We start from the raw sequence: 26780 nt of genomic DNA on the forward strand, positions 1-26780 counted from the left end.
AGGTCCCGCCTCAGGCGGGGACGGTGGCCTGGTTCGGGTCCAGCCCGATATGGGTGCCCATCGCCTCCATGTCGGCCAGCAGCTTGACGGCGGCGGTCACGACGTCCTCGCCCGCGGCGTCGCGCCGGGCTTCGGCGCTGCGGCGTCGGCGATGCGCCTCGGTCATCATGTCGTTGAACAGCTCCTGGGTCATCTCCTCGCGGGCATGACCGCGTTCGGCCAGCAGGCTGACGGAATCGGGGGCGATCTCGACGAAGCCGCCGGTCACGGCGAATTCGCTCTGCGACCCGTCGGCCGCCACCACAGTGACCAGACCGGGCCGCAGCGTGACGATCGTGGGCGCATGGCCGGGCATGGCGGTCAGGTCGCCGTCCGTGCCCGGCAGGCGAACCTCGCGCACGGGAACGGAGGCGAGGCTCCGTTCCGGCGACACGAGGTCGAACTGCATGGTATCGGCCATCCTGCCCCCTTACGCGGCTTCTGCCGCAAGACGCTGGGCTTTCGCCTTCACGTCCTCGATGTCGCCGACCATGTAGAAGGCCGCTTCCGGCAGGTGGTCGTATTCGCCGGCCACCACGGCCTTGAACGAGGCGATGGTCTTTTCCAGCGGCACCTGGACGCCGTCGGACCCGGTGAACACCTTGGCCACGTCGAAGGGCTGCGACAGGAACCGCTGGATCTTGCGGGCGCGGGCCACGGTCAGCTTGTCCTCCTCGGACAGTTCGTCCATGCCCAGGATGGCGATGATGTCCTGCAGCGACTTATACTTCTGCAGGATGCCCTGCACGTCGCGGGCCACCTGGTAATGTTCCTCGCCGACCACGGCCGGGTCAAGGATCCGGCTGTTGGAATCCAGCGGGTCCACGGCCGGGTAGATGCCCAGCTCCGAGATCGCCCGCGACAGCACCGTGGTGGCGTCGAGGTGGGCGAAGGTCGTGGCCGGCGCCGGGTCGGTCAGGTCGTCGGCCGGAACATAGACCGCCTGGATCGAGGTGATCGAGCCGTTCTTGGTCGAGGTGATGCGTTCCTGCATCGCGCCCATGTCGGTGGCGAGCGTCGGCTGATAGCCCACGGCCGAGGGGATGCGGCCCAGCAGCGCGGACACTTCGGAGCCCGCCTGCGTGAAGCGGAAGATGTTGTCCACGAAGAACAGCACGTCCGTGCCGGTCGCGTCGCGGAACTGTTCAGCCACGGTCAGGCCGGTCAGCGCCACGCGCATCCGCGCCCCCGGGGGTTCGTTCATCTGCCCGTAAACCAGGGCCACCTGGCTTTCCGACAGGTTGTCGGGCTTGATGACGCCCGATTCCACCATCTCGTGATACAGGTCGTTGCCCTCGCGGGTGCGTTCGCCCACGCCCGCGAACACCGAATAGCCCGAGTGCACCTTGGCGATGTTGTTGATCAGTTCCATGATCAGAACCGTCTTGCCCACGCCGGCGCCGCCGAACAGCCCGATCTTGCCGCCCTTGGAATAGGGCGCCAGCAGGTCGATGACCTTGATGCCCGTGACCAGGATCTCGGACGAGGTGGCCTGCTGCGAGAATTCGGGGGCGGGCTGGTGGATGGCGCGACGTTCGGTCACCGCCAGCGGCGCGCCCTCGTCGACGGGCTCGCCCACCACGTTCAGGATGCGGCCCAGCGTCACGTCGCCAACCGGCACCGTGATCGGACCGCCGGTGTCGGTCACGCGCTCGCCGCGGACCAGGCCTTCGGTCGAGATCCATGGCGATGGTGCGGACGGTGTTCTCGCCCAGGTGCTGGGCGACTTCCAGGACCAGCTTCTTGCCGTTGTTGGTGGTTTCCAGCGCGTTCAGGATCGCGGGCAGGTGATTGTCGAACTGCACGTCAACGACGGCGCCGATCACCTGCGTGATTTTGCCAGTGGCCTCTGCCATGTGATTACCCCTACGTGTCAGAGCGCCTCGGCGCCCGAGATGATTTCGATGAGTTCCTTGGTGATCGCGGCCTGACGCGAGCGGTTGTACTCGGTCGTCAGACGGTCGATCATCTCGCCGGCGTTGCGCGTGGCGTTGTCCATGGCCGTCATCCGCGCGCCCTGTTCGGACGCCGCATTTTCCAGAAGCGCCGCGAAGATCTGCGTGGCGACCGACCGCGGCAGCAGTTCGGCCAGGATCGCATCCTCGCCGGGCTCGTAGTCATAGAGCGCCGAGGCGCCGCCCGCGCCGTCGCCTTGCGGCACTTCGGCGGGGATGATCTGGCGCGCGGTAGGGACCTGGCTGATGACGGATTCGAAGCGGTTGTAGAACAGCGTGGCCACGTCGAAATCGCCCGCCTCGAAGCGGTCCAGCACGTCGTCGGCAATGGCGCGGGCGTTGTCATAGCCCACGCGCTTGACGTCGGACATGTCCACATGGCTGACGAACAGGCTGCCGTATTCGCGCTTCAGCTGCTCGCGGCCCTTCTTGCCGACGGTCAGGATCGCGACCTCCTTGCCCTCGGCGCGCAGGCGGTCGGCGTGCTGCCGGGCCAGCTTGACGATGGTGCTGTTGAAGCCCCCCGCCAGGCCGCGTTCCGAGGTCATCACCACCAGCAGATGCTTGCGGTCGGCGCCGGTGCCGGCCAGCAGCCGCGGCGCGGTCGCCGATCCGGCCGCATTCGCGGTCAGACCGGCCATCACCGCCGCCATCCGGTCGGCATAGGGCCGCGCGGCCTCCGCCGCCTCCTGCGCGCGGCGCAGCTTGGCGGCGGCGACCATCTGCATGGCCTTGGTGATCTTCCGCGTGTTCTTGACGCTTCCGATCCGGTTCTTGAGATCCTTGAGACTGGGCATCTATTCCCCCTCTCAGGCGCGGGTCTTGTTGTATGCGTCCAGAGCGGCCTTGATCGCTTCTTCCAGATCGCCCGACACCTTGCGGTCGTTGCGGGTCATGTCGTCCAGCAGGTCGGACTTCTGGTTGCGCAGGAACTGGATCAGCCCGTCTTCCCAGGCGACGACCTCGCGGACCGGGATATTGTCGATATAGCCCTTGGTTCCCGCATAGATCACGATCACGATCTCGGCGTTGGTCAGAGGGCGATACTGCGGCTGCTTCATCAGTTCCGTCAGGCGCGCCCCGCGGTTCAGCAGGCGCTGCGTCGCAGCGTCCAGATCCGATCCGAACTGCGCGAAGGCCGCCATCTCGCGGTACTGCGCCAGTTCCAGCTTGACCGGGCCGGCGACCGACTTCATCGCCTTGGTCTGGGCCGCGGATCCCACGCGGCTGACCGACAGGCCGGTGTTCACGGCCGGGCGGATGCCCTGGAAGAACAGTTCGGTTTCCAGGAAGATCTGGCCGTCGGTGATCGAGATGACGTTGGTCGGGATATAGGCCGACACGTCGCCCGCCTGCGTCTCGATGATCGGCAGCGCGGTCAGCGAACCCGCGCCGTTGGCCTCGTTCAGCTTGGCCGAACGCTCCAGCAGGCGGGAATGCAGGTAGAACACGTCGCCCGGATAGGCCTCGCGCCCGGGCGGGCGGCGCAGCAGCAGCGACATCTGGCGATAGGCCACGGCCTGCTTGGACAGGTCGTCATAGATGATCAGCGCGTCCATGCCGTTGTCGCGGAAGTATTCGCCGATCGCGGTGCCCGAATAGGGCGCCAGGAACTGCATCGGCGCCGGGTCCGAGGCGGTCGCGGCCACCACTGTCGTGTAGGCCATCGCGCCGGTTTCCTCCAGCTTCTTGACAAGCTGGGCCACGGTCGAACGCTTCTGGCCCACCGCGACATAGATGCAGTGCAGCGTCTTCATCCCGTCGGCCTCGCGGCCGTTGTAGTTCTGCTGGTTCAGGATGGTGTCCAGGACGATGGCGGTCTTGCCGGTCTGGCGGTCGCCGATGATCAGTTCCCGCTGGCCGCGGCCAACGGGGATCATCGCGTCAACCGCCTTCAGCCCCGTCGCCATCGGCTCGTGGACCGACTTGCGCGGCATGATGCCGGGGGCCTTCACGTCGGCGATGCGGCGCTCGGTCGCCTCGATCGGGCCCTTGCCGTCGATGGGGTTGCCAAGCGCGTCCACGACCCGGCCCAGAAGACCCTTGCCCACCGGCACGTCCACGATCGACCGGGTGCGCTTGACGGTATCGCCTTCCTTGATGTCGCGGTCGTCGCCGAAGATCACGATGCCGACGTTGTCGGTTTCCAGGTTCAGCACCATGCCGCGCACGCCGCCCGGGAACTCGACCATCTCGCCGGCCTGCACCTTGTCGAGGCCATAGACGCGGGCGATGCCGTCACCGACGGACAGCACCTGGCCCACCTCGGCCACTTCGGCTTCCTGGCCGAAGTTCCTGATCTGATCCTTGAGGATCGCCGAAATCTCGGCTGCCTGGATTCCCATTATCCGACCTCTTTCATAGCATTCTGGAGGGAAGCGAGCTTCGAGCGGATCGACGAGTCGATCATCTGCGAACCCAGCTTGACAATCATGCCGCCGATAAGACCCTCATCGACGCGGGTGTTCAACTTGACCTTCTTGCCCGACTTCTGCGCCAGGGTATCGCGCAGCCGCGCCTGCTGGTCGTCGGTCAGGGCAACGGCGCTCGTCACCTCGGCGGTGACTTCGCCGCGTTCCTCGGCGATCAGCGCCTGCAGGCGGCGCACCAGTTGCGGCAGCACGAACAGGCGGCGGTTCCTGGCCATCAGCTGCAGCGTGTTGGACAGCACCGGCGACAGACCCATCTTCTGCGACAGGGCGCCGATGGCGCGGGCCTGGTCGTGGCGGCTGTAGAGCGGCGAACTGATAAGGGCGCGCAGGTCGGCGCTGTCGTGCAGCGCGGCGCCCAGATCCTCGGTCTGCCGGGCCAGGGCGTCCAGCCCCCCGTCTTCCTTGACGATGTCGAAGACGGCCTGCGCATAGCGCCCGGCGATGCTCTGGGACATGGAAACAGAGTTGGCCACGGTCATCCTTTACGGTTTGCGCAAACCCCACTGGCGGGCCGGGTTTCAGCCGGTCTGTCGCGGGGTGCGGGTCGCAGTCGCACGGCTTGTGGAGGGCCGTTCGTAAATCTGCGGCGTCTCTAGCAGGTGAATCCGGGACGGGCAACCGGATAGCGCACGGAAATGAGAGGCTTGGACCCCCGGATTTGCCGGGCACGGATCTTCACCGGGCCCCGAGGCCACCGGGTGCGACGCCCTGTCGCAGGCCGCCTCACCGGCTTGCCGCGGGATGGTGCGCCCGCCCGCCCGTCCGGCCGAGCCAACGACTGCAAAACGCGTGGAAAACTGCCCGGCGCAACGACAGGCCGTAGCCTGCGCGGGCGCCGGGCAGCCGGATACACGACCCTGGCCGCTCTCCGGCCACCACCACGCACCCGCAAGCCGTGGGCATCGGGCGGGGCGGAAAGCGGCGAACTCGTTACCCCTCCCCTATAGACGACCGGACCGGCGGCCGTCAGTTCACCTTATGGACAGGTCTGGCGATACGGACAGGTCTGGCGATTCGATGTCCGTCACCCCGTCCTGCCTGCAATGCCCCTGGTTCCGGCCCAGCGGGGCGCGGGCGGGACGCGGGGCCACCACCCCATCCAGGATCTTCTTCGGGCTGGGAACCTGCACCCGCATTCCGGGGCCGACGGGCGCGCGGATCTGCTTGCGCAGCTCGATCAGGACGACGCCGGCGATCAGCACGCGGCTGATCCGCGCGCCCGTCCGTTCCCACATCTGGGCGCTGCCCAGCCAGAACCGGCGGTCCGAGGGCGGGATATAGACGGCCGAGCCGTGCCATTCCGCCACGAAACCCGCGCGGCGCGCCTGGATCTGGATCTGGCCGGTGGTGTAGCTGCGGCCCAGGCCGAACGGCGTGCGGTCCGATGCGGCCCAGAGTCCGGCGCGGTTCGGCACCATGACGATCATCCGTCCGCCCGGACCGAGGACGCGCCAGGCCTCGGCCAGAAGGGCGAAGGGGTCGTCGCTGGTTTCCAGCCCGTGCAGGATCACCAGCCTGTCGACGCTGCCGGTCTCCAGCGGCCAGGCCGTCTCGTCGCACAGGACGCTGTGGTTGGGCAGCCCCGCCGGCCAGGCCATCACCCCCTGCGGCCCCGGCATCAGCGCCGTGACCCGCCGCGCCGTCGCCAGATAGGGGCGCAGCATCGGCGCGGCGAAGCCGAAGCCCGCCACCGTCATGCCGCTGCAACCCTCTGCCGGCCAGCGGGCAAGCAGGCGGTCGCGCAGGATCCGCTGCACGACCCGCCCCAGCGGCCGCTGGTAATAGAACTGGCGAAGATCGGCGATATCGTGATGCATTGCGCCCAGGGCCGGGTTTTGACAGGCTTCAGCACATCACACGGAAGGGACTTTGCCAATGCCGCTGGAACTGGTCACGCTGCGCTGCCTCAAGGACAACTATGCCTATCTGCTGCACAGCGACGAGGGCACGGTCCTGATCGACGCGCCCGAACCCGTCCCGATCCTGCGCGAACTGGCGGCGCGGGACTGGGCGCTGTCGGCGATCCTGCTGACGCATCACCATTCGGACCATGTGGACGGCGTGGACCGGATCGTGGCCGAAACCGGGGCCAGCGTGATCGGCGCCGCCGCCGACGCCCATCGCCTGCCGCCGCTGGATCTGCGCGTGGTCCCCGGCGAGCCGCTCGAGGTGCTGGGCGAGCCGGTGCAGATCATCGACGTGTCCGGCCATACCGTCGGCCATCTGGCGTTCCATTTCCCGCAGTCGGCCTTCGCCTTCACCGCCGACAGCCTGATAGCCCTGGGTTGCGGGCGCCTGTTCGAGGGCACGCCCGAGATGATGTGGGCCAGCCTGTCGCGCCTGAACGCCTTGCCGGCCGACACGCTGATCTGTTCGGGCCACGACTACTGCGCGGGCAACGGCGCCTTCGCGCTGTCGGTCGATCCCGAAAACCAGGCGCTGCGCGACCGGCTCGAGGCGGTGCAGGCGAAGGAAAAGCCCTGCGCCCCCGCGCCCCTGTCGCTGGAACGCAAGACGAATCCCTTCCTGCGCGTCGCCCGGCTGCGCGACCGCCTGGGCATGGCAGAGGCCCCCGATGCCGCGGTGTTCGCCCGCCTGCGCGCCATGAAGGACAGCTTCTGACCGCAGCCTCGTGCTGCCCGGCGCAGCGGCGCTTGAAATCCGCGGCGCAAGGCATCACATCTGCCTCAACCGTGGGAAAAACGCGGCATCTGGATAAAAAAACCACTTGATGCCGACCGAAATCCACCAAATCTTAACTGTATCGTGACAGTCTGGGCAGGTGGGCACAACATATGCCCATACCGCCAGTCGACTGACAGGAGACGACCGTGCCAAGCTTCTCGACCTCACTGGAACAGGCCATCCACCAGGCGCTTGCCCTGGCCAACGAACATCGACATGAGCTTGCCACGCTCGAACACCTGCTGCTGGCCTTGACCGAGGAACCGGATGCGGTCAAGGTGATGCGCGCCTGCAATGTCGACCTGGACGAACTGCGCAAGCTGCTGATCGACTTCATCGAGGACGATCTGTCCACCCTCATCACCGATGTGGAAGGATCCGAGGCGGTGCCCACCGCCGCCTTCCAGCGGGTGATCCAGCGCGCCGCGATCCATGTCCAAAGCTCGGGCCGCCAAGAGGTCACGGGCGCCAACGTGCTGGTCGCGATCTTCGCCGAACGCGAATCCAACGCGGCCTTCTTCCTGCAGGAAATGGACATGACCCGTTACGACGCGGTCAACTTCATCGCGCATGGCGTGGCCAAGAACCCCTCGTTCAACGAGAACCGCAAGGTGGTGGGCTCGGACGAGCCCGAACAGAAACAGGCCGAGGCCGCGCCGGAAGCCAAGGACGAAACCGCGCTTGGCAAGTACTGCGTCGATCTGAACGCCAAGTCCAAGAAGGGCGACATCGACCCCCTGATCGGCCGCGAGGCCGAGGTCGAGCGCGCCATCCAGGTGCTGTGCCGCCGCCGCAAGAACAACCCGCTGCTGGTGGGCGATCCGGGCGTGGGCAAGACCGCCATTGCCGAAGGTCTGGCGCTGAAGATCACGCGCGGCGAGACGCCCGACGTTCTGGCCGGCGCCACGATCTTCTCGCTGGACATGGGCGCGCTGCTGGCGGGCACCCGTTATCGCGGCGACTTCGAGGAACGGCTGAAGGCGGTGGTCAAGGAACTGGAGAACCATCCCGACGCGATCCTGTTCATCGACGAGATCCATACCGTGATCGGCGCCGGGGCGACCTCGGGCGGGGCGATGGATGCCTCGAACCTGCTCAAGCCCGCGCTCTCGGGCGGCAAGCTGCGCTGCATGGGCTCGACCACCTACAAGGAGTTCCGCCAGCACTTCGAAAAGGACCGCGCGCTGTCGCGGCGCTTCCAGAAGATCGACGTGAACGAGCCCTCGGTGGCGGATACCGTCAAGATCCTGATGGGCCTGAAGCCGTCCTTCGAAAAGCACCACGACCTGCGCTACACCAACGACGCGATCCGGTCGGCGGTGGAACTGGCCAGCCGCTACATCAACGACCGCAAGCTGCCCGACAGCGCCATCGACGTGATCGACGAGGCCGGGGCCGCGCAGCATCTGGTCAGCGAAAGCAAGCGGCGCAAGACCATCAGCCCCAAGGAGATCGAGGCGGTCGTCGCCAAGATCGCCCGCATCCCGCCCAAGAACGTCAGCAAGGACGACGCCGAGGTTCTGCGCGATCTGGAAACCACCCTGAAGCGCGTGGTCTTCGGCCAGGACGCGGCGATCACCGCGCTTTCGTCGGCCATCAAGCTGGCGCGGGCCGGTCTGCGCGAGCCTGAAAAGCCCATCGGCAACTACCTGTTCGCGGGCCCGACCGGAGTCGGCAAGACCGAGGTCGCCAAGCAGCTGGCCAGCACCTTGGGCGTCGAACTGCTGCGCTTCGACATGTCGGAATACATGGAGAAGCACGCGGTCAGCCGCCTGATCGGCGCGCCTCCGGGCTATGTCGGCTTCGACCAGGGCGGGATGCTGACCGACGGCGTGGACCAGCATCCGCATTGCGTGCTGCTGCTGGACGAGATCGAGAAGGCGCACCCGGATGTCTACAACATCCTGCTGCAGGTGATGGACCACGGCAAGCTGACCGACCACAACGGCCGGCAGGTGGACTTCCGCAACGTGATCCTGATCATGACCTCGAACGCGGGCGCCTCTGATATGCAGAAGGCCGCGATCGGCTTCGGCCGCGACAAGCGCGAGGGCGAGGATACCGCCGCCATCGAACGGACCTTCACGCCCGAGTTCCGCAACCGCCTGGACGCGATCATCAGCTTTGCGCCGCTGTCGCGCGAGGTGGTGGTTCACGTGGTCGAGAAGTTCGTCCTGCAGCTGGAGGCCCAGCTCATGGATCGCAACGTCCATATCGACCTGACCCCGGAAGCCGCCGACTGGCTGGCCGAAAAGGGGTACGACGACAAGATGGGCGCCCGCCCCCTGGGCCGCGTGATCCAGGAGAACATCAAGAAGCCCCTGGCCGAGGAACTGCTGTTCGGCCGCCTGACGAAGGGCGGCGTGGTCCGCGTGAAGATCGAGGACGACAAGCCCGCCTTCGACATCACCGGCCCGGATGCGCCGCGCATCGGCAAGTCCAAGACGCCGCTGCTGACGGCCGACTGACGCCCGGCAAGCCCGGTTCTGGAAAAATGAAGCCCCGCCCGACCCTGTCGCGGCGGGGCTTTTCCGTGGTGCCGCCGCTTCAAGCCGCAGGCTTGGCGTTTGCCGTCCCCTCGACGGGGGCGGCAAACGCCGCCTCAGCCCAGGCGCGCCGGGATCAGGCCGCGCAGCGCGTTGCCCATGAGGATCTGGCCCTCCTGCAGATCCTCGGGCCAGAGCGGCGCCTCCTCGGCCCGGCCAGCCTCGAGCAGCGACCGGCGCAGCACGCCCGGCAGCAGGCCGCAGGACAGGGGCGGGGTCAGAAGCCTGCCGCCCCGGCGCAGGAACAGGCTGGTGATCGTGCCCTCGCAGACCTGGCCCTGTCGGTTCAGCAGGATCGCCTCGTCCGTCCCCGCCGGCAGGGCCGCGCGCGCGCGGTCATAGACGGGCCGGTGCGACGTCTTGACCCGCAGCCAGGGGTCGCCGCTGTCAAGCCTCTCGGCCGCGACGGCCACCCGCCAGCGATCGGGGTTCGGCGGCAGCGGCTGATGCGTCAGCGCCACCCCGCCGTCCGCGCCGACCGCCAGCCGCGCCCGCAGCACCCGGCCCCGCGGCAGCCCGGCCAGAACCTCGGCGACGCGGGCCTCGTCCAGGGGAAAGCCCACCGCGCGGCAGCCGTCCCGAAGCCGGTCCCGATGCAGCGCCCACAGCGCGATCCGGCCGTCGGGATCGGCGCGCATCGTCTCGAAGACCGTCAGCCCCTCGGGGACAGGTCCAGGAATGCGGCCTTGCACAGCGCCTCCTCCCATTCCAGGCCGGCGCGGCTGTCATGCGTGATGCCGCCGCCGACGTTCAGCCTCAGCCGGTCGGGCGTCTCCAGCACGGGCGTGCGGATCGCCACCGAAAACCGCATCGGCCCGCCAGGGTCGATCCAGCCGATCGCGCCGCAATAGACCCCACGCGGCGCCCCCTCCAGTTCGGCGATGATCTGCATGGCGCGGATCTTCGGCGCGCCGGTGATCGAGCCGCAGGGAAAGATCGCCCGCAGGATGTCCAGAAGGCCCAAGCCCGGCGCCAGCCGGCCCGTCACCGCCGAGATCATCTGGTGGACCGTCGCATAGGTCTCGACATGAAACAGCTGCGGGACACGCACGCTGCCGGGCAGGCAGATGCGCGACAGGTCGTTGCGCAGCAGGTCCACGATCATCAGGTTCTCGGCCCGGTTCTTGTCCGAGGCGGCCAGATCGCGGGCGTTGGCCGCGTCCTCGGCGGCGTCCCCGCCCCGGGCTGCGGTGCCCTTCATCGGCCGCGTCTCGATGCGGCCGGCGGCATCGACCGCGAAGAACAGCTCGGGGCTGCGCGACAGGATCGCCGGCCCGCCCAGATCGACGAAGGCCCCCTCGCCCACGGGCTGCCGCGCGGCCAGCGCCGCGTAAAGCGCCAGGGGATCGCCCGACACCTCGGCCAGCATCGGGAAGGTCAGGTTGATCTGATAGCAGTCGCCGGCCGCGATATAGGCACGGGCCCTGTCGATGGCCGCGTCATAGCGGTCCCGCGACCACATCGGCCGGGGCGCGCCGATCCGCACGCCTGCAGGGTCGGGCAAGGCGGGCGCAGGGCGCGGCGCGTCGAACACGCCCATCAGGATCAGCGGACAGTCGCGCCTGGCGGGCATCAGCGGCGCCAGCTTCGGCGTCAGGGCGTGCCCCAGTTCATAGGACAGGTAGCCAGCCACCCACTGCCCCTGCGCGCGCGCGGCCTCGACCGCCATCAGGGCCGGGCCGATCCCCGCCGGGCTGTCGGCGCGGATCACCATGCGCGGCGCGGCAAACAGCGTGCCGCCCGGCAGAGGCCCCCGGTCGAAGCGGACCTGCCCCGTCACGCGGCGGCCTTGGCCTTGGCCTTGGCGGCCAGATCGCGGGCGATGGCGAAGGCCCCCTTGATCCGTTCGGCATCCGATTTCCAGTCCCGGGCCACGAAGATCCTGTTGTCGGTGATCCTGGCCTGCCCGTGCTGGTCGGTGAGGAAATCGACAAGCCCTGCGGGGTTCGGGAACTTGTCCATGTGGAACTGCACCGTCGCCCCCTTCGGACCCGCATCCAGGCGCGAGATGTTGGCCCGCTTGGCCATCGCCTTGATGCGGATCACCAGCAGAAGCGTGTTCACCTCGCGCGGCAGGGGGCCGAAGCGGTCGATCAGTTCCGCCGCGAAGCCTTCAAGCTCGACCTTGGTGGTCAGGCCGGACAGGCGGCGATACAGGCCCAGCCGCACGTCCAGGTCGGGGATGTAGCTTTCCGGAATCGTGACCGGCACGCCCAGGTTCAGCTGCGGCGCCCATTCGTCCTCGGGCGTGCCCTCGATCTCGCCGGATTTCAGCTTGGCGATGGTTTCTTCCAGCATCTGCTGGTAAAGCTCGAAGCCCACCTCCCTGATGTGGCCCGACTGTTCCTCCCCCAGCAGGTTGCCCGCGCCACGCAGATCCAGATCCTGAGAGGCAAGGTTGAAGCCCGCCCCCAGCCCGTCGATGCTGCCCAGGAACTTCAGCCGGCGCATGGCCTGCGGGGTCAGGGGCTGGCGCGGCTTGGTGGTCAGATAGCAATAGGCCCGCGTCTTGGACCGGCCCACCCGGCCCCGGATCTGGTAAAGCTGGGCCAGCCCGAACATGTCGGCGCGCCAGACGATCATGGTGTTGGCGGTCGGGATGTCCAAGCCCGATTCCACGATGGTGGTGGCCAGCAGCACGTCGTGGCTGCCGTCGTAGAAGGCGTTCATGCGCTGGTCCAGATCGCCCGCCGCAAGCTGGCCATGCGCGACCAGATAGTTCAGTTCCGGCACGTTCTCTTTCAGCCAGTGTTCGACATCGGGCAGGTCCGACAGGCGCGGGACCACGAAGAAGCTTTGCCCGCCGCGGTATTTCTCGCGCAGCAGCGCCTCGCGCACGGTGACGCTGTCGAATTCGCTGACATAGGTGCGGATCGCCAGCCGGTCCACGGGCGGCGTGCCGATGACCGACAGATCGCGGACCCCGGTCAGCGACAGTTGCAGCGTGCGCGGGATCGGCGTGGCGGTCAGGGTCAGCACATGGATGTCGCTGCGCAACTCCTTCAGGCGTTCCTTGTGGGCGACGCCGAAATGCTGCTCCTCGTCGATGATGAGCAGGCCCAGGTTCTTGAAGCGCACCCCCTTGGCCAGAACCGCGTGGGTGCCGACGACGATATCGACGCTGCCGTCGGCCAGCCCCTCGCGCGTCTTGGCGGCGTCCCGGGCGCCGACGAAGCGCGACAGCGGGCGCACGTTGATCGCGGTGCCGCGGAAGCGTTCGGCGAAGGTCTTGAAGTGCTGGCGCGCCAGCAGCGTGGTGGGCGCGACCACGGCCACCTGCATCCCCTGGCTGGCGGCGACGAAGGCCGCGCGCATCGCCACCTCGGTCTTGCCGAAGCCCACGTCGCCCACGATCAGCCGGTCCATCGGCCGGCCCGCGGCCAGATCGGCCAGCACGTCCTCGATCGCGGACAACTGGTCGTCGGTCTCGCTGTAGGGGAAGCGGGCGGCGAAGGCCTGCCACTCGTGATCCTCGGGTTCCAGCACCGGGGCCGGGCGCAGCAGGCGTTCCGCGGCCACCCGCATCAGCTTGTCAGCGATCAGCTTGATGCGTTCCTTCAGCCGCGCCTTGCGGGCCTGCCAGGCCCCGCCGCCCAGCCGGTCCAGTAGCCCTTCCTCGTGGCCGTAGCGCGACAGCAGTTCGATGTTCTCGACCGGCAGGTAAAGCCGGTCGCCGCCCGCATATTCCAGCGCCACGCAGTCATGCGGTACGCCCATCGCCTTGATCGTCTCCAGCCCGGTATAGCGGCCGATGCCGTGTTCGACATGGACCACCAGATCGCCCGGAGTCAGGCTGGTGGTGTCCTTCAGGAAATTGTCGGCCCGGCGCCTTTTCCGCGCGCCGCGGATCAGCCGGTCGCCCAGCACGTCCTGTTCCGAGATCACCGCGATCCTGCCAAGCGCCCGGCCGTCGGCCACGAAGCCCTCGTCCAGCGGCCAGACGGCCAGACCGACCGTGCCGGGGCCGTCAGCCAGATCGCGGATGTCGGCGATGGGCCGCGCGCCCGCCAGCCCCTCATCGGCCAGCAGCCCCGCCAGCCGTTCCCTGGCGCCGTCCGAGAAGCTGGCGACCACCACCCGGTGATCTTTGGAAAGCGCCTTCACATGATCGGCCAGGGCCTTGAACAGGTTGATGCTTTCGGCCTGGCGTTCCGGCGCGAAGTTGCGGCCCGCGCGGCCCCCCGCGTCCAGCACGCCCGGCCCCGGCGGCTGCGGCAGCACGGCCAGCCGCAGCACCCGGTGGGCGCCCAGCCAGGCGGACCATTCGCCCTCGGTCGGGAACATCGCGTCGGGCGGGACGGGCTTGTAGACCGTGTCGCTGCGGCCCTTGGCGGCCATCGCGGCGCGGCGGGCGTCGAACTGTTCGCGGATCATGGCGCGGCGGGCGTCGATCACCTGCGACAGGTGGTCGTCCAGCACAAGCGAGGCGCCCGGCACATAGTCGAACAGGCTTTCCATCCGGTCGTGGAACCAGGGCAGCCAGTGTTCCATGCCGGCGGTCTTGCGCCCGGCGCTGACGCTTTCGTACAGCGGGTCGTTCGTGCCGCCGCCGTATTCGCCGCGATAGTTCTGGCGGAACCGGGTGATGGCGTCCTGGTCCAGGATCACCTCGGACATGGGGGCCAGCTCGATCCGCGACAGCTTTTCGGTGGTGCGCTGCGTGTCGGCGTCGAAGCGCCGCGCGCCATCCAGGACGTCGCCGAACAGATCCAGCCGCACCGGGCCAGAGTCGCCGGGCGGATAGATGTCGATGATCCCGCCGCGGACCGCGTAATCGCCCGGCTCGGTCACCGTGGGCGACTGGGTGAAGCCCATGCGGACCAGGAAATCGCGCAGCGCGGCTTCGTCGATGCGGTCGCCCACGCGGGCGGCGAAGCTGGCCCCGGCCACGACATCACGGGCCGGCACCCGCTGCAGCACCGCGTTCAGCGTCGTCAGCAGCACGAAGGGCCCCCGGACCGCCCCCGCGCCAGACCCGCCAGCGTCGCCATCCGCGCCGCCTGGATGTCGGCCGAGGGCGAGATGCGGTCGTAGGGCGTCGTGTCCCAGGCGGGGAAGTCCAGCACCGGCAGCCCCGGCGCCAGGAAGGCCAGGGCCGCCCGCATCGCGGCCATGCGGCGGTCGTCCCGGGCGATGTGGATGACCGGCCTGCCGGCTTTCTCGGGGCGCGCCGCCTCGCGCGCGATCAGCGCGGCGTCATAGCCCTCGGGCGCGCCGGAAAGGATCAGATGTTCGGCCATGAGCGTGAGGTAAAGCGCGGCGCGCCGGTGTCAAGATCAGAACCCATAGGGATGGATCACCGACCACAGCGCCCCCCAGATGGCCGTCAGCGCCACGGCCAGCATCGACAGCAGCGTGACCAGCCGGCGGTGGACCACCATGCGGCGGATCGCCTCGGCCGCGGCTTGGGGGATCGGCCGGGCGCCCTGCTCGGCCTCGGCCAGAAGCGGCATCAGGCGGCGGGCCAGCCTGACCCGCATCCAGAACAGGATCGCCAGGGGAAACAGCAGCAGAAGAGAGGCAAGCGCCAGTTCCAGATCGTAGCCGATGCCCATGATCGCCAGCGAGGTCAGCCCGAAGCCCGCAAGACCCAGCAGCACCGCCCCCTCGCGCCCGCCCAGCCGCCAGCGGGGCAGCACCAGCGACAGCCAGTCCAGCAGATGCAGCACCACCGGAGCCTCGGCCTGCCCCTGCGACAGGGCGGTGCGCGCGCGGCCCAGGATCTCGACCGGGACGCCGATCACGGCGCGGCCGGTGAAGGACCACAGGCCGATCACCAGCAGCCAGTACCAGACCGTGCCGAAGGACCGGCTGTCCAGAAAGCCGATCAGGCTGTCGAATTGCGGCACGCGGGCTTCCTTGTCCTTGATCGTGCGCGACCTTAGAACGGCTGTTGCCGAAGGAAAAGCCGCCCCGGAAAGGACGCCCGCCATGCCCACGCCGATCATCGCCCCCTTCCCCGCCTCGCGGCTGCGCCGGCTGCGCCGGACGCCGGCGATCCGCGCGATGGTGTCGGAAACCGACGTCACGCCGGGCAACCTGATCTGGCCGATCTTCGTGACCGAGGTTTCCGGCGCCGAGGGCGAGATCGCCTCGATGCCCGGGGTGGAACGGCTGACGCTGGACGGCGCGCGCCGGGCGGCGGAACGCGCGGCCCGGCTGCACATCCCCGCGATCTGCATCTTTCCCCATTCCGATCAGGATCTGCGGACCGATACCTGCGAACGCGCCTGGGACCCCGACAACATCGGCAACCGCGCCATCCGCGCGGTCAAGGAAACCGTGCCGGACCTGGCGGTGATGACCGATATCGCGCTTGATCCCTACAACGCCAACGGCCACGACGGCATCGTCGTCAACGGCGAGATCCTGAACGACGAAACCGTCGAGGCCCTGGTGCGCATGGCCTTGGTCCAGGCGGACAGCGGCGCCGACATCCTGGGACCAAGCGACATGATGGACGGGCGCATCGGCGCGCTGCGCGCCGCCCTGGAACGGGCCGGCCACAAGCATGTGGCGATCCTGTCCTATGCGGCCAAGTTCGCCTCCAGCTTCTATGGGCCGTTCCGCGATGCGGTGGGGGCCTCGGGGCGGCTGGTGGGCGACAAGAAGACCTATCAGGTCAACCCCGCCAACCGGGGCGAGGCGATCCGCTGCGTGGCCCGCGACCTGGCCGAGGGCGCGGACATGGTGATGGTCAAGCCCGGCCTGCCCTATCTGGACATCTGCCGGGCCGTGAAGGACCAGTTCGGCGCGCCGACCTTCGCCTATCAGGTCAGCGGCGAATACGCGATGCTGGAAGGCGCGATCCGCAACGGCTGGCTGTCGCGAGAGGCGATGTTCGAAAGCCTGCTGTGCTTCCGCCGGGCCGGCTGCGACGGCATCCTGACCTATTTCGCCCCCCTTGTGGCCCAGGCCATCGCCGCCCGCGCCTGATCCGGGGCGATCCGGCCCGCCGCGCCGCGAATGCGGCGGGTGACAGCTCCGGCCGAATCCCCTACAGTCGCCGAAAAATGCCGGGACACCCGGCGCAGGACATGGGGACACAAGATGAGCAGCGGTTTACAGACCAGGATCGGCCGGCGGATGTTGCTTGCGGGCGCGGGCAGCGCCCTGGCACTTGCCGGGTGCAGCAATGCGGTCGGCACGAATGCCAGCGCCCAGCTGGATGCGCGGGTCGATGCGACGCACAACTATCTGGTGCAGAACTATCCCTCGGCACAGGCCCTGGTGCAGAACGCGCGGGGCGTCCTCTACATGCCGCTGATGACCGAGGCGGCGCTTGGCGTCGGCGGCGCCTATGGGCAGGGCGCGCTGCGCATCGGCGGGGCCACGGTGGACTATTATTCCGCGACCCGCGCGACCGTGGGCCTTCAGGCGGGCGCCCAGCAATACGCGCATGTGCTGATCTTCCAGACCGACGAGGCGCTTGCCGCGTTCCGCGCCTCGCCCGGCTGGATGGCCGGCGCCAACGCCTTCTATGCGATCCCGCAGGGCGGAATGGCGCTTGGCGCGGACACGATCACCGCGCAATTGCCGGTGGTGGCAATGATCTTCGGCCAGGCCGGTCTGATGGCGGGCGCCTCGATCGAGGGGACGAAATACACCCGCGTCATCCCGTCCGAGATCCCGACGCTGGGCTTTGGCGGCATGGGCCTGCCGCAGATGCGGCGCTGATCCCCCTACCCCGAGGTCAGGTGCCGCAGCCCGTGCGTGACATCGGCGCGCACCGCCAGCCGCAGGGCGGGTTCGTCGCCCGCCCGCAGCGCGGCCAGGATCATCCGGTGGTGGCGCGGCGGCTCGTTGCGCTTCACCCGGCCATAAAGCGCCCGCATGGTCGGGCCCAGTTGCAGCCAGATCGTCTCCAGCATGGCCAGCATCGCGGGGGCCTGCGCGCGCAGATACAGCATCCGGTGGAAGTCGAGGTTGCAGCGGATATAGCCGACCGCATCGTGGTTTTCCACCGCGTCGGCGATCCGCGCGTTCATCTGCGCCAGACGGTCGATCAGCGCGAAATGGGCCCGCGGCAGGGCGCGGGCGGCCAGTTCGGGCTCGATCAGGGCGCGCAGCGCCGCCAGTTCCTCGATCCGGTCGTCGGACAGGGCGGGCGTGGTGATGCGCCCCGATGCCGACAGCGTCAGCGCGCCTTCGGCCACTAGGCGGCGCACCGCCTCGCGCGCGGGGGTCATGGACAGGTGGTATTCGCGGGCGATGCCGCGCAGCGTCAGGGGCTTGCCGGGCGGCAGTTCCCCCAGCATGATCCGGCTGCGCAGGTTGCGATACAGCTTTTCATGGGCCGAGGGATCGCTCGGGCGCGCGAGGGTGTTCAGGGGGGCGTTCATGAGGCGGTTGTGATCACAATCGGCCGCCCCGTCAATCCCGTCCCCTCATTCCCCTCCTGCCAGCCCGGGAGTCAGTCCGCGGCCGCCTCGCGGAACCGCCAGGCCATCAGCCCCGACCCGTGACGGCGCAGCCAGTCCCGGTGCTGTCCATAGTCGGGCATCAGCCCGGCCACCGCGCCCCAGAAGCGCGGCGAATGGTCCATGTGGCGCAGATGCGCGACCTCGTGGGCGGCCACGTAGTCCAGTACCTCAGGCGGCGCCATCGCCAGCCGCCAGGAAAACATCAGCCGCCCGTCCGAGGTGCAGCTGCCCCAGCGTGACCGGGTGTCGCGCAGCACGATGGCCCGGTAGGGCCGCCCGATCGCCGCGGCATGGCGGTCGCAGGCGGCGCGCAGATCGGCCATCGCGCGATGCTTCAGGAAGGCCTGCGCCACCACCCCGGCGGGGCGGCCTGCGGGCAGCAGCAGGGCCTCGGGGGTGGCGGCGGCGGCGCGGACGGCGGCCGGGGTCAGGGTCAGGCCCCTGCCCGCGACGGGAAGCACGGCGCCGTGGCGGACGACGCTGGGTTCGGGCCGCCGCTGGGTGGCCTGCATCAGCCAGCCGGACTTCGCCTCGGCGAAGGCTGCCCCGTCCGACAGCGCGACATGGGCGGGAAGGGTCAGGACCACGGGCCCGCCGTCGCGCGGCACCCGCAGCGTCATGCGCCGCGCCCGCCCCGACCGGCGCAGCGTGATCCTCAGCCCGTTGGCGATGGTGAAGGTCTCGGCCATCCTGATGCCCTTGCCCTGCCCTGCCGTTCCTGCCAGAAAAGCCTTTGACACCCGCCGGCGCCTGTGGCAGGGGGACCACCGATTTCCCTAAACGCGGCGGAAGGAGAATGCCATGCCCAAAGAGGAATGGGGCACGAAACGCCTGTGCCCGCACTGCGCGACGCGCTTTTACGACCTGCGCGCCAATCCGATGACCTGCCCCGCCTGCGGGAACACGTTCACGCTGGAAAGCCTGACCGACAGCCGCGGCAAGACCCTGGTGACCGAGAAGGCCGTCGTCCGCGACGAGGATGACCTGGTGGAGGAGGACGACGACCTGGGCGATGACGCGGGCGAACTGGACGACGATCTGCTGGAAGACGACGACGACGACGGCGACGTGTCGCTGGACGACATCGCCGACGTGGCCGACAACGACGAGGAATAGGATGCAAAGGCCGGTCGCTCGACCGGCCTTTTCCGTCGCGTTAGCCCATCCGCCGCGTCAGCCCATCCGATAGTTCGGGCTTTCCCGCGTGATCTGCACGTCGTGGACGTGGCTTTCCTTCAGCCCGGCGCCGGTGATGCGCACGAACTGGCAGTTGTGGCGCATCTCCTCGATGGTGGCGCAGCCGGTATAGCCCATCGCCGCGCGCAGCCCGCCGACCAGCTGGTGGATGACGGCATTGGCGGTGCCCTTGTAGGGAACCTGCCCCTCGATCCCCTCGGGCACCAGCTTGTCGGTCGCGGCGTCCTTCTGGAAATAGCGGTCGGCCGAGCCGCGCGCCATCGCGCCCAGGCTGCCCATGCCGCGATAGGACTTGAAGGACCGGCCCTGATACAGGATCACCTCGCCGGGGGATTCATCCGTTCCGGCGATGGCGCTGCCCACCATCGCGCAGCTTGCCCCCGCCGCGATCGCCTTGGCGAAATCGCCGGAAAACTTGATGCCGCCGTCGGCGATGATCGGCACGTCGCCCGCCGCCCCGGCCGCGTCCATGATCGCGGTCAGCTGCGGCACGCCCACGCCGGCGACGATCCGCGTGGTGCAGATCGAGCCGGGGCCGATGCCCACCTTGACCGCGTCCGCGCCCGCGTCGATCAGCGCGCGGGTGGCCTCGGCGGTGGCGACGTTGCCGGCCACCACCTGCACCTCGTTCGAGAACAGCTTGACGCGCTCGACCGCCCTGGCAACGCCCGCGGAATGGCCGTGGGCGGTGTCGATCACCACCATGTCCACGCCCGCCTCGATCAGCGCCTGGCTGCGCTCGAACCCCTCGTCGCCCACGGTCGAGGCCGCGGCGACGCGAAGCCGGCCCAGGTCGTCCTTGCAGGCCAGCGGGTTCAGGACCGACTTTTCGGTGTCCTTCAGCGTCAGCAGCCCGGTCAGCTTGCCGCGGCTGTCCGCGATCAGCAGCTTTTCGATGCGCCGCTCCTTCATCAGGCCGATCGCCTTCTGGCGGTCCGCCGGCTCGGTCAGCATGGCCAGGTTCTCGGAGGTCATCACGGCGCGCACCGGGGTGCGGTCGTCGCTGGCAAAGCGCATGTCGCGGTTCGTGACGATGCCCACCACGCGGCCTTCCTCGTCCACGACCGGAAAGCCGGTGACGTTGAAGCGTTCCTGGAAGGCGCGCGCGTCGCCCACCGTCTGGTCTGCGCGCAGGGTGATCGGGTTGTAGACGATGCCGCTTTCGAACCGCTTGACGCGGCGCACCTCGTCGGCCTGCTGTTCGGCCGTCAGGTTGCGGTGGATCACGCCCATGCCGCCTGCCTGGGCCATGGCGATGGCCATGCGGCTTTCCGTGACCGTGTCCATCGCCGAGGACAGCAGCGGGATGTTCATGGCGATGGTCCGCGTCACGCGCGTCGTCACATCGGCGGTCGAGGGCATGACCGTCGATGCGGCGGGAACCAGAAGCACGTCGTCGAAGGTAAGGGCCTCGCGAGATCTGCATGGCAGTTGTCCTTGCGGCAAGTTCGTCTGGCAGTTTCCCCTTTCACGCGCCGCGCCCGTTGTCCAGTGCGGTCGCACGGTTTTCTGGCCGTCCAGGACGGCCCCCGCGACAACCAGGGGTTGCTCAGCCGCCACGGGCGCCAACTAAATGACGCGCGGACGCGGCGTCATGCTGCGCCGTCAATTGATTCATAACACTTGGGCGCTATGGGTTGTCCGGCGGTCGCATGACTGTCGCATGACTGGCAAGGGAGGAAACCTATGAAAAGAATCGTGTCCGGCAGCGCGGTTGTGCTGATGATCGCGTCGCCCATCATGGCCGGCGGGATCGAACGCGCGCCGCAGTCGCTGGCCATCCTGTTCGAGCAGGGCAACTACGCGGAACTCAGCTTCGGCGGCGTCGATCCGACCATCGAGGGGACGGACAGCCTGGGCTTCGACACCGGCGACGTCGCGCAGGGCTTCGGCTTCGTCGGCCTGGCCTACAAGCACCAGTTCAACGACAACCTGTCCGCGGCCTTCATCATGGAACAGCCGTTCGGCGCGGATGTCCTCTATCCCGGCGACGGCTCGATCCTGCTGGGCGGAACGAGCGCCACCGTCGATTCGACGACGCTGACCGCCCTGGGCCGCTATCGCTTCGACAACAACGTGTCCTTCCACGGCGGCATCCGCGGATCGAAGGCCGACGCCCTGGTGGACCTGCGGGGCCTGGGCTATGGCCCGGTCAACGGGTACACGGTCGATCTGGATGACGCCTGGGGCTTCGGCTATGTCATCGGCGCCGCCTACGAGATCCCCGAAATCGCGGCCCGCGTCTCGCTGACCTACAACTCGGCCATCGAGCATGATTTCGACACCACCGAAAGCGGCCCGCTGGTCGATCCCGACGGCCCCGGCGCCCTGCCCGGGCTTCCGCTGCTGGACGGAGAGTCCGAGACCGCCGTCAAGACCCCGCAATCGGTGACGCTGGAGGCCCAGACCGGGATCGCCGCCGGCACGCTGCTGTTCGGGTCGATCCGCTGGGTGAAGTGGTCCGAGTTCGAGGTCGATCCGGTGAACTTCACCCGCGTCACCGGCGATGGCCTGGTCGATCTGGAGGATACCACGACCTATACCCTGGGCATCGGCCGCCAGTTCACCGAGAACTGGTCGGGTTCGGCCTCGCTGCTCTACGAGCCGAGCGGGGACGATCTCGTCTCGCCGCTGGCGCCCAGCAACGGGCGCAAGGGGATCACCCTGGCGGCCATCTACACGATGGACAACATGAAGATCACCACCGGCATCAGCTATGCCAAGCTGGGCGATGCGCAGCCGGAAACCGGCACCCCGGACACCGAGCGCGCCCGGATGGAGGACAGCGAGGTGTGGGGCATCGGCGTGCGGATCGGCTATCGCTTCTGATCCCGCCCGACCCGCAAGACCGGCAAGGCCCCGCCCCACGGCGGGGCCTTTGCTTTCGCCATGCCGCGCATTACCTATGCCTGCGGAACGAAGGGGCATCCGATGATCTATGGCAGCGGCAGCGAATGGCTGGGCTCGGGGACCAGGCGCGTCGTGCTGTTCGGGATGTCGGGCCTGGGCAAGACCCACCTGGCCAACATGCTGCGCGAGGCCGGCGACTGGTTCCACTATTCCGTCGATTACCGGATCGGCACCCGCTACATGGGCGAATTCATCGCCGACAACTTCAAGCGCGAGGCGATGAAGGTTCCCTTCCTGCGCGAGCTGCTGCTGTCCGACAGCATCTATGTCGCCAGCAACATCACCTTCGACAACCTGGCGCCGCTGTCCACCTACCTGGGCAAGCCCGGCAGCCCGTCGCGCGGGGGCCTGCCCTTCGACGAATACTGCCTGCGCCAGAACCAGCACCGCCGGGCCGAGATCGCCGCTCTGCTGGACACCCGGCACTTCATGGACCGCGCCCGCGACATCTACGGCCTGGCCCATTTCGTCTGCGACAGCGGCGGCTCGATCTGCGAGGTGGTCGATCCCGACGATCCCGACGACCCGGTTCTGGCGGCGCTTGAACGCGACCTGCTGATGGTCTGGATCAGGGGGTCCGATGCCCATACCGCCGAACTGGTGCGCCGCTTCGACCGCGCGCCGAAGCCCATGTATTACCAGCCCGAGTTCCTCGAGAAGGCCTGGATCGCCTATCGTGTCGAGAAGGGGCTGGAGGGAGACGAGGTCAATCCCGACGACTTCATCCGCTGGACCTATGCGCGCGCCCTGAACCACCGCCAGCCGCGCTACCGGGCGATGGCGCGGCGCGGCGTCACCGTCCTGGCCGAGGAGGTGGCCCAGATCCGCAGCCCCGCGGATTTCGACCGCCTGATCGCCCGCGCCATCGACCGCAAGGAAGACTGACATGCCCATCACCCTGAACGAGAACCTGCCCGCCTATCGCATCCTGTCGGACGAAGGCGTGATGGTCATGTCCCCGGGCCGGGCGGCGACGCAGGACATCCGGCCCTTGCGCATCGGGCTTCTGAACCTGATGCCCAAGAAGATCCAGACCGAGAACCAGTTCGCCCGGCTGATCGGCGCCACGCCGTTGCAGATCGACTTCCAGCTGATCCGCATGTCCGACCACGAAAGCCGCAACACCGCGGCCGACCACATGGAAAGCTTCTATCGCCCCTTCCGCGAGGTCGAGGCCACGGGCGAGAAGTTCGACGGCCTCATCATCACCGGCGCCCCGGTCGAGCTTCTGCCCTTCGAGGAGGTCACCTACTGGGACGAACTGACCCGCGTCTTCGACTGGACGCAGCGCCATGTCCATTCGACCTTCGGCGTCTGCTGGGGGGCATGGCGATGGCCTGGCATTTCCACCGGCTGGAAAAGCATCCGCTGGACCGCAAGGCCTTCGGCTGCTTCCGCCACCGCAACCTTGCCCCCGCATCGCCCTATCTGCGGGGCTTTTCCGACGACGTGCTGGTGCCGGTCAGCCGCTGGACCGAGATCCGCCAGGCCGACGTGGATGCCCGCCCCGCCCTGCGCACGCTGCTGGCCAGCGACCAGTGCGGCCCCTGCCTGCTGGAGGATCCGGGGCACCGCGCGCTCTATATCTTCAACCACCTGGAATACGACAGCACCACCCTGAAAGAGGAATACGACCGCGACCGGGCCGCGGGAAAGCCGATCGACGTGCCAGCCAACTACTATCCCGACGACGACCCCGCGCGCGTCCCCTTGAACCGCTGGCGCAGTCATGCGCATCTGCTCTATGGTAACTGGATCAACGAGATCTACCAGACGACGGACTACGACCTGTCCCGGATCGGCGAGGGATAAGCGATGGCGGACATCCCGGACCTGCCGCTGGTCGGCCAGATCACCCAGGCGCTGAAGGCCGCGCCCAGGGACATCCGCAAGGCCCTGGAACAGGCCGCCGAGGACGACATCCTGGACCCGGCCTATCCCTATCGCACCCAGATGGACAAGAAGACCTACGAGGCGCAGATGGACCGGCTGCAATTGCAGCTGGTGCGCCTGATGCACGACGTGGTGGCGACCGGCAAGCGGCTGGTCGTGCTGTTCGAGGGCCGCGACGCCGCCGGCAAGGGCGGCACCATCGAACGCACCCGCGAGAACCTGAACCCGCGGTCGGCCAGCATCGTGGCGCTTCCCACCCCCACCGAACGCGAGGCGGGCCAGTGGTATTTCCAGCGCTACGTGGACTGGCTGCCCGCGCGGGGAGAGATCGCGCTGTTCGACCGAAGCTGGTACAACCGCGGCATCGTCGAACGGGTCTTCGGCTTCTCGACCGAACAGCAGCGCAACGCCTTCTTCCGCCAGCTTCCGTCCTTCGAACAGATGCTGGTCGATGACGGCATCATCCTGGTCAAGCTGTGGCTGGACGTGGGCCGGGCCGAACAGATGCGCCGCTTCCTGGACCGCGAGGCCGACCCGCTGAAGCAGTGGAAGCTGTCGCGGATCGACGTCGAGGGGCTGGGCAGATGGGATGACTATACGGTGGCGATCCGCGACGCGCTGAACCTGTCGCATTCGCCCATCGCCCCCTGGACGGTGATCCGGTCGGACGACAAGCGCCGGGCGCGGATCGCCGCCATCCAGACGATCCTGGCCGCGGTGGATTTCGCGGGCAGGGACATGGCCGGGATCGGTTCGCCCGACCCGGCGATCACGGGCAGCCCCGAGCTGCTGGTCCGATGAGGAGGAAAGAATGGAGTTGAAGAACAGCCGGGCGATCGTCACCGGCGGCGCCTCGGGCCTGGGGGCCGCGACGGCCGCCTGGTTCCGCGCGCAGGGCGCGTCGGTGGTGGTGCTGGACCGCGCCGCGGCCGAGGATCCGAACCATGTGCAGGCCGACGTGACCTCGGCCGACAGCGCGGCAGCCGCGGTCGAACGCGCGGTGCAGATCATGGGCGGCATCGACATCTGCGTGAACTGCGCGGGCATCGCGCACGGCGAAAAGGCGGTGGGCCGCAACGGGCCGCACGCGCTTGACGCCTTCCGCCGCGTGATCGAGGTGAACCTGATCGGCAGCTTCAACATCCTGCGCCTGGCCGCGGCCGAGATGGCCCGCAACGGCCGCGCCGAAAACGGCGTGATCGTCAACACCGCCTCGGTCGCGGCCTTCGACGGCCAGAAGGGCCAGGCGGCCTATGCGGCGTCCAAGGCGGGCATCGCCGGGATGACGCTGCCGCTGGCGCGCGACCTGGCCGGTCTGGGCATCCGCATCTGCGCCATCGCGCCGGGCATCTTCGGCACGCCCATGCTGCGCGGCCTGCCGCAAGAGGTGCAGGACGGCCTGGCCGCCGAAGTGACCTTCCCGGCGCGGCTGGGCGAGCCCGAGGAATATGCCCGGCTGGCCGCCCACATCGTCGAGAACGGCTATCTGAACGGCGAGGTGATCCGGCTGGACGGCGCGCTGCGGATGCGCTGATCAAGCATCCTTGACCGGCGCGCGACATGCTTGCGCGACGGTTTTCCCGCCGCTAGCGTCAGTCCCATCCCGCCCAACAGGAAGGCCCACTTCATGCGCTTGCTGACCACCTCTGCCCTCGGCACGGCCCTTGCCTCTGCCCTTGCGCTGCCCGTTCTGGCGGCGGACCCGGAACTGACGGTCTTCGACTGGGCCGGTTTCGAGGAGCCGTCGATCTTCCAGGCCTATATCGACAAGCACGGCGACAGCCCCACCTTTGCCTTCTACGGCGACGACGACGAGGCGTTCCAGAAGATCGCCTCGGGCTTCAAGGCCGACGTGGCCCATCCCTGCAGCCAGATGGTCAGCAAGTACCGCGACGCGGGCCTGATCGAGCCCTGGGACACCACGAAGATCCCCAACTTCGACAAGATCGACCCGCAGTTCCTGGCGTCCGACGTGTTCAGGGACGACGAGGGCGTCTGGTACATCCCGACCGACTGGGGCGCGACCGCCATCGCCTATAACCCCGAAACCGTCCCTGCCGAGGACGTGTCCACGCTGCAGGTCTTCGTCGATCCCAAGTACCAGGGCCGCACCTCGCTGCCGGATTCCTCGGACGACGTGTGGGCGCTTGGCTATCTGGCGACCGGGACGACCGACTGGACGGACGTGACCGACGAACAGTTCCAGGCCGCCGCCGACTGGCTGCGCAAGGCGCACCAGAACGTCGCCGCCTACTGGGCCGACCCGTCCGAGCAGGCGCAGCTGATGGCATCGGGCGCGGTGGACATCGCCTGGTCCTGGAACGACGGCGTCGTCTATCTGCAGAACGACAACTATCCCGTCGCCTTCCAGAGGGCGCCCAAGGAGGGATCCTCGACCTTCTTCTGCGGCTTCATCAACCTGAAGGACGGGCCGGGCAACGAGGAAAAGGCCTACGACTTCATCAACGCCTGGCTCGAGCCCGCGGCCGGCAAGGCGCTGCTGGACACGATCGGCTACGGCCACACCTCGACCGAGGCGATGGCGACCATCGCCAATGAGCCCGCGGTCAAGGAGGGCCTGGGCGAGGTCGATGCCCCGATCCTGGCCCAGACGCCCAACGATCCGGCGCAGCGCGAACGGCAACTGGCCGAGTTCGAGAAGATCAAGGCCGGGTTCTGAGGCGAAGGCGGGGGGCCGGC

21 protein-coding genes and 3 pseudogenes are annotated in these 26780 nt (G+C 68.3%); 11 read left to right on the forward strand and 13 right to left on the reverse strand.

All coding sequences use genetic code 11. The annotated features are described in order from the left end of the window. Positions 1-10: 10 nt before the first annotated feature. From ACZ1HC_RS14220 to ACZ1HC_RS14245, 6 genes and pseudogenes are all read right to left on the reverse strand, one after another. Positions 11-460, reverse strand: coding sequence for a F0F1 ATP synthase subunit epsilon (locus ACZ1HC_RS14220; RefSeq protein ID WP_472700536.1), 450 nt, complete (start codon positions 458-460; stop codon positions 11-13). A 9-nt stretch (positions 461-469) separates the two neighbouring features. Then, positions 470-1895, reverse strand: a pseudogene (gene atpD / locus ACZ1HC_RS14225) (F0F1 ATP synthase subunit beta). Between the two features lie 17 nt (positions 1896-1912). Further along, complete coding sequence (locus tag ACZ1HC_RS14230; RefSeq protein ID WP_472700537.1) at positions 1913-2791, reverse strand: F0F1 ATP synthase subunit gamma; 879 nt, start codon at positions 2789-2791, stop codon at positions 1913-1915. A gap of 12 nt (positions 2792-2803) precedes the next feature. Further along, on the reverse strand, positions 2804-4339 hold the full coding sequence (atpA, locus tag ACZ1HC_RS14235; protein WP_472700538.1) for a F0F1 ATP synthase subunit alpha: 1536 nt from the start codon (positions 4337-4339) through the stop codon (positions 2804-2806). Continuing rightward, a complete protein-coding gene (locus tag ACZ1HC_RS14240; RefSeq protein ID WP_472700539.1) occupies positions 4339-4905 on the reverse strand; it encodes a F0F1 ATP synthase subunit delta in 567 nt (188 codons plus the stop codon). The genes atpA and ACZ1HC_RS14240 overlap by 1 nt, the downstream gene beginning before the upstream one ends. A 492-nt stretch (positions 4906-5397) precedes the next feature. Next, complete coding sequence (locus tag ACZ1HC_RS14245) at positions 5398-6243, reverse strand: class I SAM-dependent methyltransferase (protein WP_472700540.1); 846 nt, start codon at positions 6241-6243, stop codon at positions 5398-5400. Between the two features lie 58 nt (positions 6244-6301). Here ACZ1HC_RS14245 and gloB point away from each other — a divergent pair, with 58 nt between their 5' ends. After that, a complete protein-coding gene (gloB, locus tag ACZ1HC_RS14250; protein WP_472700541.1) occupies positions 6302-7048 on the forward strand; it encodes a hydroxyacylglutathione hydrolase in 747 nt (248 codons plus the stop codon). 209 nt (positions 7049-7257) lie between these two features. After that, positions 7258-9579: an ATP-dependent Clp protease ATP-binding subunit ClpA gene (gene clpA, locus ACZ1HC_RS14255; RefSeq protein ID WP_472700542.1), complete on the forward strand. Its 2322-nt coding sequence runs from the start codon at positions 7258-7260 to the stop codon at positions 9577-9579. 134 nt (positions 9580-9713) lie between these two features. Here the strand turns inward: clpA and ACZ1HC_RS14260 are convergent, their stop codons facing one another. The 4 genes and pseudogenes from ACZ1HC_RS14260 to ACZ1HC_RS14275 all read right to left on the reverse strand — a co-directional run bounded on the left by ACZ1HC_RS14260 (position 9714) and on the right by ACZ1HC_RS14275 (position 15506). Continuing rightward, the gene (locus ACZ1HC_RS14260; protein ID WP_472700543.1) at positions 9714-10349 is read right to left on the reverse strand and encodes an aminotransferase class IV; all 636 of its coding nucleotides are present in this window, start codon (positions 10347-10349) and stop codon (positions 9714-9716) included. Continuing rightward, positions 10310-11437 (reverse strand): aminodeoxychorismate synthase component I, encoded by a 1128-nt coding sequence (locus tag ACZ1HC_RS14265; RefSeq protein ID WP_472700544.1) that lies wholly within the window; start codon positions 11435-11437, stop codon positions 10310-10312. Before ACZ1HC_RS14265 ends, ACZ1HC_RS14260 begins: the two co-directional genes overlap by 40 nt. After that, a pseudogene (gene mfd, locus ACZ1HC_RS14270) lies at positions 11434-14897 on the reverse strand (transcription-repair coupling factor). The gene ACZ1HC_RS14265 and the pseudogene mfd overlap by 4 nt, the downstream one beginning before the upstream one ends. A gap of 36 nt (positions 14898-14933) precedes the next feature. Next, the gene (locus ACZ1HC_RS14275) at positions 14934-15506 is read right to left on the reverse strand and encodes a hypothetical protein (RefSeq protein WP_472700545.1); all 573 of its coding nucleotides are present in this window, start codon (positions 15504-15506) and stop codon (positions 14934-14936) included. An 82-nt stretch (positions 15507-15588) separates the two neighbouring features. Between ACZ1HC_RS14275 and hemB the strand changes: the two genes are divergently transcribed. Both hemB and ACZ1HC_RS14285 read left to right on the forward strand, forming a co-directional pair. After that, positions 15589-16593 (forward strand): porphobilinogen synthase, encoded by a 1005-nt coding sequence (gene hemB / locus ACZ1HC_RS14280; RefSeq protein ID WP_472700546.1) that lies wholly within the window; start codon positions 15589-15591, stop codon positions 16591-16593. A 150-nt stretch (positions 16594-16743) separates the two neighbouring features. Then, complete coding sequence (locus ACZ1HC_RS14285; RefSeq protein WP_472700547.1) at positions 16744-17334, forward strand: lipid-binding SYLF domain-containing protein; 591 nt, start codon at positions 16744-16746, stop codon at positions 17332-17334. Between the two features lie 5 nt (positions 17335-17339). Here ACZ1HC_RS14285 and ACZ1HC_RS14290 read toward each other — a convergent pair whose 3' ends face one another. After that, positions 17340-17999, reverse strand: coding sequence for a GntR family transcriptional regulator (locus ACZ1HC_RS14290; protein ID WP_472700548.1), 660 nt, complete (start codon positions 17997-17999; stop codon positions 17340-17342). A gap of 71 nt (positions 18000-18070) precedes the next feature. After that, positions 18071-18769, reverse strand: coding sequence for a M48 family metallopeptidase (locus ACZ1HC_RS14295; protein WP_472700549.1), 699 nt, complete (start codon positions 18767-18769; stop codon positions 18071-18073). Positions 18770-18881: 112 nt separating this feature from the next. On the opposite strand from ACZ1HC_RS14295, the gene ACZ1HC_RS14300 reads away from it, so the two are divergent. After that, positions 18882-19196, forward strand: a complete 315-nt coding sequence (locus tag ACZ1HC_RS14300; protein ID WP_472700550.1) for an FYDLN acid domain-containing protein — start codon at positions 18882-18884, stop codon at positions 19194-19196. Between the two features lie 57 nt (positions 19197-19253). Here ACZ1HC_RS14300 and guaB read toward each other — a convergent pair whose 3' ends face one another. Then, a complete protein-coding gene (guaB, locus tag ACZ1HC_RS14305) occupies positions 19254-20708 on the reverse strand; it encodes an IMP dehydrogenase (protein WP_472700859.1) in 1455 nt (484 codons plus the stop codon). Between the two features lie 255 nt (positions 20709-20963). Here guaB and ACZ1HC_RS14310 point away from each other — a divergent pair, with 255 nt between their 5' ends. The 6 genes and pseudogenes from ACZ1HC_RS14310 (at position 20964) to ACZ1HC_RS14335 (ending at position 26760) form a co-directional block, all read left to right on the forward strand. Then, positions 20964-22106 carry an OmpP1/FadL family transporter gene (locus ACZ1HC_RS14310; RefSeq protein WP_472700551.1) on the forward strand — a complete coding sequence of 381 codons (1143 nt, stop codon included), beginning with the start codon at positions 20964-20966 and terminating at the stop codon, positions 22104-22106. Between the two features lie 102 nt (positions 22107-22208). Further along, on the forward strand, positions 22209-23072 hold the full coding sequence (locus ACZ1HC_RS14315) for an ATPase (RefSeq protein ID WP_472700552.1): 864 nt from the start codon (positions 22209-22211) through the stop codon (positions 23070-23072). Between the two features lies 1 nt (position 23073). Next, positions 23074-23999: pseudogene (locus ACZ1HC_RS14320) on the forward strand (homoserine O-succinyltransferase). A 3-nt stretch (positions 24000-24002) separates the two neighbouring features. Next, positions 24003-24881: a polyphosphate kinase 2 gene (ppk2, locus tag ACZ1HC_RS14325; protein WP_472700553.1), complete on the forward strand. Its 879-nt coding sequence runs from the start codon at positions 24003-24005 to the stop codon at positions 24879-24881. A gap of 10 nt (positions 24882-24891) precedes the next feature. Continuing rightward, positions 24892-25614 (forward strand): SDR family NAD(P)-dependent oxidoreductase, encoded by a 723-nt coding sequence (locus ACZ1HC_RS14330; protein WP_472700554.1) that lies wholly within the window; start codon positions 24892-24894, stop codon positions 25612-25614. A gap of 93 nt (positions 25615-25707) precedes the next feature. After that, positions 25708-26760: an ABC transporter substrate-binding protein gene (locus ACZ1HC_RS14335; RefSeq protein ID WP_472700555.1), complete on the forward strand. Its 1053-nt coding sequence runs from the start codon at positions 25708-25710 to the stop codon at positions 26758-26760. Positions 26761-26780 lie beyond the last annotated feature (20 nt).

The sequence above is a fragment of the Paracoccus sp. BR5-17 genome (genome assembly GCF_055693925.1).